The organism is Chitinophaga sp. YR573, from assembly GCF_900110995.1.
Classification (GTDB): Bacteria; Bacteroidota; Bacteroidia; order Chitinophagales; family Chitinophagaceae; genus Chitinophaga.
Genome location: NZ_FOJF01000001.1, coordinates 902,511 through 919,347 on the forward strand (window position 1 = coordinate 902,511; position 16,837 = coordinate 919,347).

Genomic DNA, 16,837 nt, shown 5'->3' on the forward strand with positions numbered 1-16,837 from the left:
ATGAAATTAACTGCCATTCTCACACTGGTACTCTCATTAAACCTGAGCGCCAGATCTTTTTCTCAAACAGTTACCATTACAGGTAAGAACCTCTCCCTCTATCAGGTGTTCAATACCATCAGTAAACAAACAGGATACGAGTTTGTTTACGATGAAAAACTCCTGCAGGGTACCGGTACTATCAGCCTCGATGTAAAAAGCGCTGCCTTACAGGAAGTACTGGACAAATGTCTGAAGAACAAGCCCCTCGCCTATTCTATTGTAGACAAAATAATCGTGATCAGCCCCAGGGCTGCAAAAAAGGAAGTAGTCGCGGTACAGCCTACTGCCCCTATACAGGGGAAGGTGACAGATGCTGCCGGTCGTCCGCTGGCGAATGTAAGTGTGCAGGTAAAAGGGACTACCCGTGGTGCTTTGACAGATGATCAGGGTAATTTCACCTTACAGGCAGAAAGCACCGATATACTGGTGTTCAGCTACCTGGGATTTGAAACTAAAGAAGTACCCATAGGCAGTAATACTACTCTGTCTGTTGCACTAACCGAATCCAATAAACAACTGGGTACAGTGGTAGTAACCGCACTGGGTATTAAACGTTCAGAGAAATCCATCACTTATGCTACCCAACAGGTGAGCGGTGTGGAACTCACCAAAGCAAAAGACCCTAACCTGATCAATACCCTGAATGGTAAAGTGGCAGGTATGACCATCTCTTCCAGTTCTTCCGGTGTGGGAGGTTCTGCTAAAGTGATTTTACGTGGTAATAAATCAGGATTAGGCAGCAACCAGGCTTTGTACGTGATAGATGGTGTGCCGATGAACAATACGCTCAGCACTCAGCCTAACAGTGCTTATGGTGGTAGTGGTGCTTACGATGGCGGAGATCCTATCTCCAACATGAACCCGGAAGATATCGAAAGCATCTCTGTATTAAAAGGTGCTTCTGCAGCAGCATTGTATGGTAGTCAGGGTGCAAACGGTGTCATCCTCATCACTACGAAAAGTGGTAAAGCCGGTCATACGCAGATCAATTTCTCTTCCAGCCTTACCCTTAACCAGGTGGCTTACAAACCTTCTTTCCAGAACAGTTACGGACAAACGGGTACTGGTAAAACACAAAGCTGGGGAGCTAAGATTTCCGGGGCACAGGATAACCTGTCTTCTTTCTTCCAGACAGGCTCAACCCTTACCAACTCTATCAGCCTGGCTGGTGGTACAGATAAAATGCAAACGTATTTTTCTTATGCCAACACCTCTGCCAAAGGCATTGAACCAAAGAATAAACTGGGCAGGAACAACCTTAGCTTCAAAGAAACCGGACATTTCCTGAATGATAAATTAACGGCTGAAGCGGATGTAAACTATGTGACGCAGACGATTGATAATACACCGCTTACCGGTCTGTACTTTAATCCCTTAACAGGATTGTACCTATTCCCGCGCGGACTGGATTTGCAGCAGTATAAAAATAATTATGAGGTGGCAGATCCTGCCCGCAATTATCTGAAAGTACAGAACTGGCCTTTCAATGAAGACGTTCAGCAGAACCCATGGTGGATCGTAAACCGTAATCCTAACTCCTTAAACAGGAACCGCCTGCTGATGAATGCCAGCCTGAAATATGAAGTATCTCCGTGGTTAAGCATTCAGGCAAGAGGAAGTATAGACAGGATCAATGATGTGTACGAGCAGAAAATATATGCCGGTACCATCGCTACCCTCTCTCCTGCCAATGGTGTATATGTGTATAGTAACACTACTACCAATCAGCAGTATGGTGATTTATTAGCCAACTTCAATATCCCGGTAAATAAAGATATCAGGGTTACCGGTGTTTTAGGTGGTAGTATCCGCGATGTGAAAACAGGTGGCGAGAAATTCAATTCTGGTCAGGATGGACTTTACTACGCTAATATCTTTACCATCCAGAACTTCAAAAATATCAATGCTGCCAATTCAGGCACCTTACAGGAAAATCATAGCCAGTTCCAGTCGGTGTTTGGTAGTGCAAACATTTCGTATAAAGAATGGGCATTCCTCGACCTGACTGCCCGTAATGACTGGTCATCCAACCTGGCATATACGCCTACCAAGTCATACTTCTACCCTTCTGCCGGTCTTAATGTCATCCTGAGTCAGTTAGCCCATCTGCCTTCAGCTATCAGTTTTGCCAAAGTACGTGGTTCTTATGCACAGGTGGGTAACTCACCATTGGCTTACCAGACCTTCCCTGCACAGAATACTATTGGCGCAGGTGGTGGAATCATAGGTAATAACGTAGCGCCTTTCACAGATCTGAAACCTGAGAAAACAGTGTCTATCGAATTTGGTACAGAATGGCGTTTCTTCGAGAACCGTCTGAGTGCAGATATTACCTACTATAAAACCAATACCAAAAACCAGACATTGCAGATTGCTGCCAGCAATGCATCTTTCTATGACTCTTACTACATCAACGCAGGTAATATCCAGAACCAGGGTATTGAAGCTATCATCAAATATGATGTGCTGAAAGACGGTAAACTGAAATGGAATACCGGTATTAACTATGCGATGAATGATAATAAGATCCTGGAACTGGCACCTGGTATCAACAGCTTTACAATAAGCGGTGCATCAGGTTCTAACTATGCTTCCAAATTTTCAGTAGGTGGATCTTACGGTGATATTTATGGTACCGTATTACAACATGATGCACAGGGCCGTGTGAAGATAGATGCCAATGGCAATCCTCTCAAACAGGGGGGAGACTTCGTATATCTCGGTAATGCCAACACGAAATGGCAACTGGGATGGAATAACAACCTGGCCTATAAAGATTTCACCCTGTCATTACTCATAGATGGCAAATTTGGTGGTAAAGTAATGTCTGTCACCCAATCCATGATGGACCAGTACGGTGTTTCCAAAGTAACCGGTGATGCCCGTAATGCAGGTGGTGTAAAAGTAAATGGTGTAGATCCTAACGGTAATGCAGTAAGCACTGTAGATGCGCAGAAATGGTATACCACTATCGGCGGACGTGAAGCTGCTTCCAGTGAATACATGTACAGCGCTACCACGGTACGTTTACGTGAGGTAGCACTGGGTTATACCATACCTGTGAAGAACACTTTTGTGAAAGCATTAAAGCTGTCCCTTGCAGGACGTAACCTGTTTTACTTCTCCAAGAAAGCGCCATTTGATCCTGAGCTGACGATGTCTACAGCGAATGGACTTTCCGGTGTTGACATCTTTATGCCACCGGCTACGCGCAGTTATGGATTGACACTGAATGCTACTTTTTAATTTGCTAAAACGAGAAAAATGAAACGCTATTATATATCTCTTTGTGCATTAGGACTTGCTTTGCTGCTGGGTGCCTGTACAAAAAACTTTGAACGATACAACACGGATAATACTGGTCTTTCCAATGGTCAGCTGGGTGCTGATTTTAACGATCTGGGGGCTTATCTTAAAACTGCGGAAATGTCTATCATCAACTTCTCCGGCGGTGGTGATCCCAACTCTTACCAGTTACAACAAAATCTGAATGCTGACTGCTTTTCAGGTTATATGATGTCTCCTACTCCTTTTAACGGTGGGTTGAATAACCTGAATTATTTCCTTGTAAACGGATGGAACGGGGAACCTTTTAAAGTAGGTTATCTCAATATTATGTCCCCTATCCGTAAGTTGCGGAACAATGGTGTAAATAAGAATTTCCCTGCGGTATGGGCAGTGGCACAGATCGTACAGGTGGCTGGGATGAGCCGCCTTACAGACATCTATGGCCCTATTCCTTACAGCCAGGCTGGTAGTTCTAAAACTAATGTAGCGTATGACAGTCAGCAGGATGTTTACAACCGTTTCTTCCTGGAACTGGATTCTGCTACTACTAATCTTCGTACTTATCTCAGCGGGGCAGATACTCTCCCTTTCAATTTTTCCAACTTTGATCTTGTTTACAGTGGGAATTTCACTAAGTGGCTACAGTTCGCCAACTCATTACGTTTGCGTTTAGCCATGCATATTATTAAAGCAGATCCTACTACAGCTAAAGCACAGGCAGAGAAAGCGCTTGATCCCGCTAATGGTGGTGTGATTACTTCTAATGATGCTAATATGACGGTTAAAATGGTTGGTGCAGGTCTTACCAATCCGCTGGTATTTATAGCACAGAACTGGGCTGATACCAGAGCAGGTGCTTCTATTGTATCTTATATGACAGGGTATAATGATCCCCGTACCAGTAAATATTTTGACAAATCTACAGATGATGCTTTTCCTGCTCAATATGTAGGTATCCGTATTGGTAGTATTACCGGATCTAATTCCAAAGATGATTATGTAGGTTACTCCAGCATCAATTATAAAGATGGAAGTCCTTCTTTTTCGCTGACTACTCCTGTACAGATCATGACAGCAGCAGAAGTATATTTCTTACGTGCAGAAGTTGCGGTGCGCAACTGGTCGAATGCAGGTGGTACAGCACAAACACTGTATGAACAGGGTATTAATACCTCAATGACCCAGTGGGGTGCTGCTGTTGGAAATTATGTAAGCGATACTGCAGGTAAACCTGCTGCTTATAAAGATCCAAAGAATACAGCGAATAATATCAATGCACTTTCTGATATCAGGATTCAATGGGATGATGCGGCTGATACCGATCATAAAATGGAGCGTATCATTACGCAGAAATGGATTGCTATGTTCCCCGAAGGACAGGAAGCCTGGACAGAATATCGCCGTACTGGTTATCCTAAACTGTTCCCTGTTGTAAACAATAACAGTGGTGGTACTATCAGTACAGATGTACAGATCAGACGTTTACCATTCCCGCAGAATGAGTATAATACGAATCCAACTGAAGTGAATAAAGCGATCCAGTTACTGGGTGGTGCAGATAATGGAGGAACGAGACTGTGGTGGGATAAACAATAGTTTATATTGTAAAGAAAAAGCCTTCAGGGATCATCCTGAAGGCTTTTTTTATTCTACTACTAACGTAGCTATCGAATGCGGTAAACTAACGGTAGGCGCTGCCTTACCTTTAATCCACAATTGATAAGGTATTTCTTTATCTGTAAGATTTAATACAACAACAGCCAGCTTTCCATCTTTATTCAGAAAAGCAGTGGTCTGTAGCTGAGTTCTATTTGATGAACTGATCACACGTTTTGCACCGGGACGAATAAACTTAGAAAAATGCCCCAGGTAATAATAAGCATTCGTATAAATTAACTCCCCGGTTTTAGTATCTGCATGCACAGGTGCAAAACAGAAGTTACCTACGTGATTAGGACCACCGGTTTCATCCAGTAAAATATTCCAGTCAGTCCATGCAACAGTACCGCTATTAAAGTCATTCACCATAGAATAACCATATCTCTCTCCTATAAACCATTCATTGATACGTTCACGTTTAAAAGATTCTATGCAACCTTCTGTAAATAACAGGTTCATACCAGGAAAAGATTCTTTTACCTTCTGTACATTCCCGAACTGCATATCACTGCCGGTCCAGGTTTCGTACCAGTGATAACCAATCCCCCATACATATTTAGCAGCCGCAGGATCTTCTAGAATAGTACTCGCACGCTGGTATACCAGGTCCCTGTTATGGTCCCAGGCAATGAGTTTCTTACTGCTCATCCCCTGCTTCTGCAAAGTAGGTCCAAGATACCCTTTGATAAAATCCCGTTCTTCTTCCGCAGTATAAATACAGGACTCCCATTTCTGTTTAGCCATCGGTTCATTCTGCACAGACAAACCCCACACCGGAATACCCAGCGCTTCATACGTACGGATAAACTTCACGAAAAAGTTAGCCCAGGTCTGGTAGTATTCAGGCAGCAGTTTACCACCCTGTAATACGTTGTTATTGTCTTTCATCCAGGAAGGAGGACTCCATGGACTCACAAACAGCGTTAACTTCCCACCGGCAGCTGCAATAGCAGCTTTGATGAAAGGGATACGGTATTGCTGATCGTGTTGTACACTGAAAGTCTTTAACAGGCTGTCATGCTCTGCCACATAACTGTAAGTATCACTGGAGAAGTCACAGCTCTGGATATTGGTCCTTGCCAGCGTATATCCAATACCTTTTACCGGGTTATAATAAGCCTGTAATAATTCCTGTTGCTTGTCCTTTGGTAATTTGGCAAAGGTCTCTGCAGAAGCATCTGTCAGCGCGCCACCAATACCCGTTAAGGTCTGAAAACTTTTAGCAGGATCTACAAAGATGCAGACCTCAGTTTCCATGGGTTGTTTAGAGGGTTTGAAATGCAGTTTACCCGTTTCGGTGAGTCTTAATTTGGTATTCTCTGCAGTTGTAAAAACGGTGATGGTCGTATCTGCTACATTCATGCTTTTAGCAGCATAAGAAGCGAGCAACAAACCAATTAAAACAATCTTTTTCATAATAATTACCAGATATATGTGCCTACGGCACCATTATTCAGTGTAGTGGTTACTATCTTACCGTTAGACTGGATATTAAACGTTTGCGGAGCAGCCGCGCTGTTTAATACGATCAGTACTCTTTTTCCGTCTGGTGTTTTGAAAGCTACGTTTTCCAGCTGACTGGTAAACTCCGATCCAATCCTTACAGAACCAGGACGAACAAATTTAGCTGCATGCGCAATGATGTAATAAGAAACATTGCGGGAAACACTACCGGTGATTGTCAATGCACCCAGACAGGTACTACAGCCACCATCTGTATGTGGTTTGTAAGATGGGTCAGCAGCAAGGTTCCATTCTAATACATTTCTGCTCCAGTTACGGGTTGCTCCTATGATCAGTGTGCTTACATGCCATTTAAGATCGCTGGCAAAGTCGCCGGGGCCACCTACCCATTGCTCTGTAAAATACACATTCTTGTCAGGAAATGCATTATGGATCTGTGTTAAGGCACTGATATCACCACCATACAAATGGAAAGCGGAGCCATCCACAAAAGGATAAGCAGCGGCATCACCCAACACAGCAGCAGGGTAATCCGGACGATCTGCATTATGATCATAAGCGATGATCTTTGTGCTGATACCTGCTGCGTTAAAGGCAGGTCCCAGGTTGTTTTTAATGAAGCTGGCCTGTTCAGCAGCCTGCATCACCATGCTGGGGTTATTACCACCATGTAAAGGCTCATTCTGCGGAGTGATGGCATCTATCGTAATACCTTCTGCCTTCATCGCCTGTATGTACTTTACAAAGTATTGTGCATAAGCTGCGTAATATTCCGGTTTCAGGCTACCACCCACAAAACTCCCCCCTGTTTTCATCCATACCGGAGCAGACCAGGGAGAGCCTAAGATTTTAATATTGGGTGCCAGAGCAATGATCTTTTTCAGTACCGGTATAAGATCTGCTTTTTCTTTATCAATACTAAACTGTTGCAGTGTAGTATCGGAAGCCACATCATCATACGTAAATGTTGTTGCACTCATATCGGAAGCTCCGATACTGATCCGCAGATAACTCACCCCAATGAATGTACTGTCTGCCAGGAAAAGCTCTTTCAGCAAAGCATCCTGCACAGCAGGTGCCAGCGCATTTATTAAAGAAGCACTGCCACCGGTGAGCGTATATCCGAAACCATCTATAGACTGATACGTTTTCGTTTCATCTACTTTTATGGTAGGAAAGATGTTTATGGTGTCTTTAAATATCAGGCTGACTGTCTGTTTTTTTAATAATACTGATTTGTCGGGATTGGTTAACCAGAACGCTACATCAGAAGCTTTTACCGGTGGGTCTATGGGTATAACAGGTTCATTACCGCCACCTTTAGAACTGCATGCTACAAACAGGGTTGCTATGCAGGCGATTAATTTGTTGCTCATTTGTTAATCATTTTATAGACTCTTACATAATCTATCTGCATAGCGGTAGGGAAAATCGTATCATCCACACCGTTAGCACCACCCCAGTCTCCTCCTACAGCTACATTCAGCAACAGATGAAATCTTTTATCAAAAGGCCATACTGTATATCCTTTGCCTTCATTGGCAAACTGGAAAATCAACTGATCGTCTATATATCCGCGCAGGGCATAAGGCGTCCAGTCCATCCGGTATAAATGGAATGCAGTTGTGGCGTTTACTATCTTCTTTGTACTTGTTTTCTGCGTATTGATTTTGAAGTAATATGCTTCAGTGTGAGAGCTGATATGGATTACATCCTGATCATATCCTACATGCTCCATGATATCCACCTCACCAGACTTTGGCCAGTCTCCATATGCCCAGTCTGTAGGCAGCATCCAGATAGCCGGCCAGGTACCTCTGCCTGCAGGTAATTTTGCCTTTACCTCTATACGGCCATAGAGGAAATCTCCTTTGTTCGTTGTTACTAATCTTGCTGAAGTATAATTTTTTCCTTCTTTCGCCTCTTTTTTAGCAGTAATGGTTAATAAGCCATTCGCTACTCCTGCATTATCTATGCTATTGGTATAATATTCCAGCTCATTATTTCCCCAGCCACTACCACCTATATCATAGCCCCATTTTGTACTGTCGGGTAAACCTGTATAGTCAAATTCATCGGTCCATACAGGTGTTGATTCAAAGGTCCAGCCCTTATCTACAGGCCCCTGTGGCGCTACTGTATCAGTACCGGCAGCTCCTTTGCCTGAACAGGATACCATTATGCTCAATCCCAGCAACAGAAATAATACTCTCATCTTAAATCTTTTATAAGCAGACTCAAAAAACTCCGCAGAAGCTATGTGTTCTACAAACACGTAACTCCTACGGAGCCTCTAAAGTTTGCATAGGTTATAAAAACTATTGTTCTTCCATGAACTTCACATTATCCAGGGTAATACCTGTTCCCAGGTTACCACCGGCACTACCCGCTTTGATCACCATGTAAACCGTGGTATCGCTGCCAGCGAATACCATCGTACCGCCTTTCCCTTTACCATCACCATCACAACCTATCTCTGCCAGGTTACCATCAAATGGCACCAACCCGCAACCAGACCAGGTATTCAAAGCAATGTATTTGGTTACACCGGTACCGGAGTAATCAGATCCCTGTGCAGGTGCCTTTGTACCGAAATATACTTCAAACCAGGTATTGGTAGCACCAGTACCTTTTACATCACCGGAAAAAGTGTATTCCCTTCCCGGGATTACCTTTAATTTCTGGTAGATAGCACCGTTAGAATCACCTGTATTACCAAACTGCATCACACCATTTGTAACCTGGATAGATGTTTGCGTACCGCCTGTATTTAACAATGTCCAGTATTGTTCGCTACCCGCTTCCATATCACCACCTTTCAGGATATCAGCCACAGGAGCATCTGCGGTAACGGTTACATTCTGAGAAGTAGTGGCATAACCACCATCTGTAAATACGGTAAACTGAATAGGATATTCACCTTGTTTTGCGAAACTCAGTGTATCCGTTTCACGTACGGCTACTCTTGTATCACGATAGTTCCAGCGCCATAAAAATCCGCCGTTAGTTGTGCTTTTTACAATCATCTTATAAGGCTTACCTTCCATCGGCGTCACAGTAAAAGAAGCCGTAGGTAAAGGGCCCAGTTGTTTGGATGAAGACTCCGGTGAACAAGATGATATGATTACAGCTATTGCAATGAAGCAAATATTTTTCATTCTGAATGCGTTAATTGTTAAAGACATTATTTAGTTCCACCCCATTCCTTGCTCTGTTCCAGCTTGGTATTTTCAAGCTCTAATAATGGAATAGGCAGAATTTCATTTTTACCGGCAACGAATCCTTTAGCAGCCAGTACGGTTGCTGCTCTTCCGGTACGTACCAGATCGAACCAGCGATGTCCTTCACCAGCCAGTTCCAGGCGTCTTTCATTGAAGATGTTATCATCTGTAGCCAGTTCCGGTGCCAGTTTAACACGTGCCCTTACTGCATTCAGTAATTGATAGGAACGGGTGCCGGGTGCTCCGCTTTCTCCACCTTTTACGAGGGCTTCAGCTTCCATCAGGTAAGTATCTGCCAGGCGTATTTCATAAAGATTCTGCGGATAGTTGAGCTCTTTAGTACCACCACCTGTAGTTGTGTTAGCGGCATGTCCTGCAAATTTTGCCAGGAAATAACCGGTATTTTTATACCCTTCTTCATATGAAGCGATACCATTTGCCTTCAGGCTGTCCAGGTTGAGAACGGTCGCATTATAACGGGGATCAAAATGAATGGCATTAAACAGGGAAGGTGTTACCACCAGGAAGCTCCATCCGGATACCAGATCAGGCGCAGAAGGTTTTAAAATCTTGTATCCTCTTGGGCCTGTCATGATGTTCAGCACATTACCTTCTGTACAGGATACACAATCCCAGGTACCGGCAGAGGTAGAGGTGAATGCTACTTCCAGGATAGATTCACTATTGAATTTGCTGGCATTATCAGATCTCCACAGATTAGGGAAGCTATCCAGTAATTTATAACCGTATTGTGCATTTGTTTGTCCGGGTGTTGCTCCATTTACCAATGCCAGTTCAGCTGCTGCTTCGGAATATTTCTTTTCGTATAAATATACCTTACCCAGCAAAGCATGTACAGCGCCTTTTGTAGCACGGCCGCCTTCGGTAGCTATGGGTACCTGATCAGGCAGATTGGTTTCTGCAATGGCATCTTTCAGGTCTGTTTCTATCTGGGCATATACTTCTTCAGGTGTTGCCTGTAAGACATTGTACATATCAGAGGTAGAAATAGTGGTCGTAGTCAGCGGTATATTTTTAAACAAACGTACCAGATCGAAGTAAAAGAAAGCACGGAGGAATTTAGCTTCTGCTACAAATCTCTTCTTCAGATTTTCGTCCATAGGTACATCGGGCAGTTTCTGCAGCAATACGTTGGCACGGAAGATACCTGAATATCCTTTTGACCATAAATCGCCCTGTGGACCAACATCCGGTGTTAATGTATAATTGGAGAATACCTGGAAAGCGGTAACATCACTTTGTCCGCCACCACCTGCCAGATGATCATCTGAACCGGCATCCATAGCCCCTACTTTTGTTACATAACCATTACTCTGCCATCCCAGCACATCATATACTGCTACCAGGCCATTAAAGGCTTCAGTAGCATTCTTGTAATAGTTTGTTTCGAGGTCTGTACCTTTTGGTTTTACCTCAAGGAATTTATCACTGCAACCACCTGCAAGCTGTAAGCCTATAGCAAGGGCTATTATATAAATATGTTTTCTCTTCATTTTAATCAGCTTTAAATTGTTAGAAACTGGCATTTACACCCAACATGAAAGAACGTGCCTGAGGATAGATCCCTTTATCAATACTAAATACACCACCACCTATTTCAGGATCATAACCGGTGTATTTGGTTAATGTCAGCAGGTTTTCACTCATCAGGTATACGCGGAATCTATCTACTCCTACTTTCTTTGTGAGACTGTTTGAGATGGTATATCCCAGTTGTAAAGATTTGATTCTGCAATAGCTGCCATCTTCCAGGTAAAAATCAGAAGGGTTGGTGAAGTTTCTGTTTTTATCATCAATGGTTAACCTTGGATAATCGTTGCTGGAACCTGGTCCTGTCCAGCGTCCCAGAGCTTTTGTCTGCCAGTTGGCATTCTGGATGTCCAGACGGCGTAAGCCCTGGAATATTTTATTACCGGCAGCACCCTGTATGAATACTACCACATCAAATCCTTTGTATCCTGCATTGGCAGTAAAACCGTATGTCCAGCTTGGAGTTGGATTACCAATGAACTGACGGTCTGTTTCTGTGATCTGGCCATCTCCATTTGCATCTTCCCAACGAAAATCACCAGGTACTGCATTAGGCTGAATCTTCTGACCTGCTTTATTTGTATAATTATCTATCTCTGCCTGTGTCTGGAAAATACCCTGGGTCTTCCATCCATAGAAGCTGTTCAGCGGCTGATTCAAAGCTGTACGGGTAATAGGATAACTGGTTGACTGGAAGGTTTGTCCACCTGAAAGGTAGCTCACCCCTCTACCTAAATTTGTTACTTTATTCTTCAGGTAAGAAACGTTACCATTCAGGGATAATGTTACATCACCCAAAGTTTTATGATATCCCAGTTCCAGTTCCACACCGGTATTATCCATATTGGCTACGTTGGCAGCAGGATTGGAAATAGCGCCTACATAAGCAGGGATACGTGGGTTCTGCAGGATGTCTTTAGTTGTTTTCTTAAACCAGTCGAAAGCAAGGGTGAAGTCGTGATAAACAGTAGCTTCAAAACCGATGTTGGTCTGACTGGTAGATTCCCATTTCAGGTCCGGATTGGAAGGTGCATTAGGGCTGTATCCAATCAGGTAACTACCGGAGTTGCCGAAAGCATAGTTTCTGCCGCTGCCTATGGTTGACAAATAAGCGAAATCACCGATGTTATCATTACCTACCACACCATATCCACCACGGAGTTTCAGGAAACTCACGATGTCTGTCTGCGGGAAGAATTTCTCACGGGAAGCCACCCAACCCATGGAGAAGGAAGGGAACACACCGTATTTATTATTGGCACCGAAGCGGGAAGAACCATCACGGCGAACAATACCTTCAAACAGGTACTTCTCATCATAGTTATAATCGATACGACCGAACAGGGAAGAAATCCTGTGGTCTGCACCTTCACTGCCATCAGATACACGTTTGTCGGATGCCACTTTAAAGTTAAGGGAAGCATCATCGAAGTTATCTGCCGGAACATCATTGAAGGTAACACTGATAGCCTTGGTACGGTTATCCATATACGCTCCCTGTCCTAACAGCAAAGTGAAATTGTGTTTCTGGAATCCTTTTGTATAGGAAATGATATTTTCCAGGTTCCAGTTATAACCCTGGTTCGTACTACGGTTAAAAGAAGTACGGGAAGAGATCGTAGATGAATTAAGGTAAGAGATGGGAGTATATGATTCACTACCCCAGAAGGCGATCTTGGAACCAATGGTAGAACGCAGTTTTAATCCTTTGACAGGTGCTATTTCAAGGTAAGCATTACCTACGATGTTGTGCGACCAGCTATAGTTGCCCAGGCGGGTAGAGATATATGCCAGGGGATTGGTGATCTCCTGTCCTACTGCACTGGAAATACCGTAAGGATTACCATTTGCATCCCTGCGAATACCTACATTGTTATAAGGAGCCGCAGCAGCAACAGCAGGATCCGTTACAACTACCGGAGTAATAGGATCGAGGTTGATAGCAGAACTTAAAGGACCACCAAATTCACTGTTGGTATTACCTACACCTAATGCCTTATCATAAGCGTATCCTACATTCTCACCGAAAGTAGCCCATTGGGATAATTTGTGAGTAGAGTTCAGACGCAGATTTACTCTTTGATATTTAGAGATATCAGTAGCAACGATACCATCCTGTTTCAGGTAACCGAAAGAGCTGTAGAAGGTAGATTTATCATTACCTCCGCTTACGCTTACTTCATGGTTCTGCCTCATGGCACTGTTGTTGAAGATTTGCGCCTGCCAGTCGGTCCCCTTACCATACGACTTTGGATCTGCATAAACGATACCACCACCGCCGGCAACAGAAGCTTCATTCCTCAGTGTAGCGTATTGTGTGGCATCCAGCAGTTTCAGTTTGCGGGCAGGTTCGGAAGTACCGTAGTAACCGTTATAGCTTACGGTTAATTTACCGGCTTTACCTTTTTTGGTAGTTACCAGGATCACACCGGCAGCAGCACGTGCTCCGTAGATAGCCTGGGAAGCAGCATCTTTCAGTACTTCTATAGATTCGATATCGTATTGGTTCAGGTAACCGATACCGCCATTGTCAACCACCACACCATCTATCACCCATAAAGGATCATTATTATTAAAGGTGGTAATACCTCTTACTCTTACAGAAGAACCGGAACCTGGCTGGCCGGAGCTGGAAGCAATGGTCACACCGGAAGTACGGCCCTGTAATGCCTGTTCCAGGCGGGTAACAGGCTGGCTTTCCAGGTCAGAGGCCTTTACGCTGGAGATAGCGCCGGTCACTACACTTTTCTTTTGTACGCCATAACCTACCACAACGGTTTCTGTTAAGGCAGTCTGGGAGATTTCTAATTTAATGTTGATGGTACGGTCATTTACAACACGGGTTACTGTGGTATACCCTACTGCGCTGAATACCAGTTCAACACCGGTACCAGCTACTTTGATGCTGTATTTACCGGCACCATCAGTAACTGTACCAGTAACACCACCTTTTATACGCACGGTAGCGCCGGGTAATGGCCCTCCACCTTCGTCCGTGATACGGCCGGTAATTGTGATAGTAGTATCAGCAGCGGCTATCCTGTCATCCGGCAGGCGCTGTACAATGATCCTTGTACCGTCTATAGAATAAGATAAAGGCAAATTTGAAAGACAAAGGTCCAGCACCTGCTTCACACTCGCATTTTTCACATCTATAGTTACGGGACGGGCGCCAGCCAGTAAGGTTTCATCATATATGATTGAAACTCCGGCCTGACGGGATACTTCCCTGAGAATCTTTCTGATAGGTACTTTTTTCTCAGAGATAGAGATTTGCTGTGATACTCCTTTTGCGCTGATTTGCAAGCAAACTACAAGCAACAAAAAGGTTGTCAGTTTCATAACGTGGACAATTTTGGTTGATAAGCTCTTCCGGTAACAGGAAGTCCTACCACTAAAGTTTAAATACATACTTTTGTAGTGTTTGGGAATTAGAAGATCAATAATTCTAACGGGTTGTGGGTTTTCAGTATGACCAAGCTATTATGCCGGAAGTGTTGCAAGCGCTTCCGGTTTTTTGTGGGCACACTGCTCCTTTAATTTGTATCAGTTGTTCTTAGCATAACGTTTAACTTTTTATTAATTAATATCCCTGCCCCCGCTGTACGTGGATCCAGCGTAGTACAGATTTTATTTCACAATAAGTTTTCTTCCAGACAATAAGAATTTAGGTCCGTTTGCTTCCAGCATATGCAGAATATCGGAGAGCGGAAGGCTTCTGCTGATACGCCCCCCAAAAAGCCGGTTATCTGCGGCCTGGTTATAATTGACATCGATATCGTACCATCTTGAAAGCTGACGCATAATATCCGACAGTGGTGCATTATCAAACTCAAAGAAGCCTGTTTTCCAGGCAATTACCTGGTCTACATCCGCAGGATGCACTGTTATAGTTCCTGTAACAGGGTCTAACACTGCCTGCTGACCAGGCTGTAAGCGATGATTATTTACACTTACTGCTCCTTCTACAAGCGTGGTATTTACGCTTTTCTCATCGGTATAGGCCATGATGTCAAAGCTGGTACCCAGTACCTGCACCTCCATATTATTTACCTTCACAAAGAAGGGTTGTCTGGCATTTTTAGCCACTTCAAAGTACCCCTGCCCCTGTATTTCCACCCTGCGCTGTGGCCCATTAAAAGCGGTAGGGTATTTAAGGCTGGAGGCTGCATTTAACCATACATGGCTGCCATCTGGTAACACGATGTTAAACTGACCGCCTCTGGGGACCGTCAGCGTGTTATATACTACTGCATCTTCGTTGCTCTGGGCAGCATATTGCAGCTGACCATTCTTCTGCCTTACAACCGTTTTACCCTGTGTAATCACCTTGTTACCGGCGCTATCCAGCGTAACCACATCTCCATTGGCCAGGGTGAGTATAGCTTTATTGGTACCCGGAGCCACATCCTTAGATGTATTTAATGCAAGAGGAGTGATTTCAGGGGAAGTAGTGGTTCGTAAAAAGTAAATCCCCCCTATCAGGAGAACCACCGCGGCAGCAGCGACCCAGCGCCAGCGGTTGATTTTGACGATTTTATGATGGGTGATTTCTTCCAGCAGGCGTTTTTCAATCCTGTCACTCAGTTCCGCCGGTATTTCATGGCGGTTGTTCATGGCCTGTTCAAATTCACGCTGCATGGTAAGCAGCAGGGAACGATGGGAGGAAGAGGTCTGCAGCCAGGCGTATAACTCTTCAGTTTCAGCCATACTACATTGACCATCAAGGTACTTTTGTAATAATTTTTCGTAATGCTCCGTGGATTGAGACATAAGTAACAAGTATCTGTATATATAATATCCGGAAATGAGGAGATAGGGTACCTTCTTCTTTAAAAAAACTTTCTGACCAGGTAAACGGCCAGGAGGATATCGCCGTAACGGTGTACATAATCGTATATAAAACGCATACTCAGGACCATGTGTTTTTTGATGGCATTACGGGAAACGCCCAGGATTTCGGCAGCTTCCTCATAACTTTTCCCTTCCTGGCGGCAGAGTGTAAATACTTTAAGACGTTGGGGAGGCATACGTGTAAGCGCTTCATGAAAGAGGCGGTCATATTCTTTTGCTCTCACCAGTTGTTCAGGGTGAGTGTCGGCAGGCTCATCGAGCTGACTAAACAGTTGTTCTCTCAGTACCTGATCGGTAGCGAGTTTATCGATTGTTTTAATAACATGATTACGGGCAATGCGGTACAGGTATCCTGTAAAAGACAGTTCAGGGTTGATACGGTCCCTTATCTCCCATACTTTCAGGAACACGTCATGAACAAGATCTTCTGCGAGGGAAGGGATCTTGCAAAACCGTAACAGATACACATAAAGCGAAGAGTGATAATGCCGGTAAATAGTTGTGAATGCAGACTCATCCCCCTGCTTCATCCTTAACAACACCTCTTCCTCCAACGGCATATGATCCATATCAATTGAACATTTAAGCGACCCCAGAGCTGTAAAACTAAAGAAAATGTCCCTTACAGCTGCTTTTTCCCATAACTACGTGTATTATAAATGTACAGTTTTGACCTTGTCAATTACAATTTTTTACGTGCTCTTTTACAAGTAAATAAATTTATTTGCGTGATTGGAATATTTATCCAATATTTGCAA

General features: G+C 43.8%; 10 protein-coding genes. 2 read left to right on the forward strand and 8 right to left on the reverse strand.

Annotated elements, in window-relative coordinates:
• Both BMW86_RS03850 and BMW86_RS03855 read left to right on the forward strand, forming a co-directional pair.
• Positions 1-3,288, forward strand: coding sequence for a SusC/RagA family TonB-linked outer membrane protein (locus tag BMW86_RS03850; protein ID WP_089783546.1), 3,288 nt, complete (start codon positions 1-3; stop codon positions 3,286-3,288).
• An 18-nt stretch (positions 3,289-3,306) separates the two neighbouring features.
• Entirely contained in the window at positions 3,307-4,926 is a 1,620-nt protein-coding gene (locus BMW86_RS03855) for a RagB/SusD family nutrient uptake outer membrane protein (RefSeq protein WP_089779136.1), read from the forward strand.
• Positions 4,927-4,974: 48 nt separating this feature from the next.
• Here BMW86_RS03855 and BMW86_RS03860 read toward each other — a convergent pair whose 3' ends face one another.
• From BMW86_RS03860 to BMW86_RS03895, 8 genes are all read right to left on the reverse strand, one after another.
• Complete coding sequence (locus BMW86_RS03860) at positions 4,975-6,405, reverse strand: glycoside hydrolase family 30 protein (RefSeq protein ID WP_089779138.1); 1,431 nt, start codon at positions 6,403-6,405, stop codon at positions 4,975-4,977.
• Positions 6,406-6,410: 5 nt separating this feature from the next.
• Positions 6,411-7,829: a glycoside hydrolase family 30 protein gene (locus BMW86_RS03865; RefSeq protein WP_089779140.1), complete on the reverse strand. Its 1,419-nt coding sequence runs from the start codon at positions 7,827-7,829 to the stop codon at positions 6,411-6,413.
• Positions 7,826-8,668 (reverse strand): glycoside hydrolase family 16 protein, encoded by an 843-nt coding sequence (locus tag BMW86_RS03870; protein ID WP_218149112.1) that lies wholly within the window; start codon positions 8,666-8,668, stop codon positions 7,826-7,828. Before BMW86_RS03870 ends, BMW86_RS03865 begins: the two co-directional genes overlap by 4 nt.
• 103 nt (positions 8,669-8,771) lie before the next feature.
• A complete protein-coding gene (locus BMW86_RS03875; RefSeq protein WP_143056476.1) occupies positions 8,772-9,611 on the reverse strand; it encodes a hypothetical protein in 840 nt (279 codons plus the stop codon).
• 26 nt (positions 9,612-9,637) lie between these two features.
• Entirely contained in the window at positions 9,638-11,188 is a 1,551-nt protein-coding gene (locus BMW86_RS03880) for a RagB/SusD family nutrient uptake outer membrane protein (RefSeq protein WP_089783548.1), read from the reverse strand.
• Between the two features lie 19 nt (positions 11,189-11,207).
• Positions 11,208-14,567, reverse strand: coding sequence for a TonB-dependent receptor (locus tag BMW86_RS03885; RefSeq protein ID WP_089779144.1), 3,360 nt, complete (start codon positions 14,565-14,567; stop codon positions 11,208-11,210).
• Between the two features lie 288 nt (positions 14,568-14,855).
• Entirely contained in the window at positions 14,856-15,998 is a 1,143-nt protein-coding gene (locus BMW86_RS03890; protein WP_089779146.1) for a FecR domain-containing protein, read from the reverse strand.
• Between the two features lie 59 nt (positions 15,999-16,057).
• Positions 16,058-16,648, reverse strand: a complete 591-nt coding sequence (locus tag BMW86_RS03895) for an RNA polymerase sigma factor (protein ID WP_089779148.1) — start codon at positions 16,646-16,648, stop codon at positions 16,058-16,060.
• Positions 16,649-16,837 lie beyond the last annotated feature (189 nt).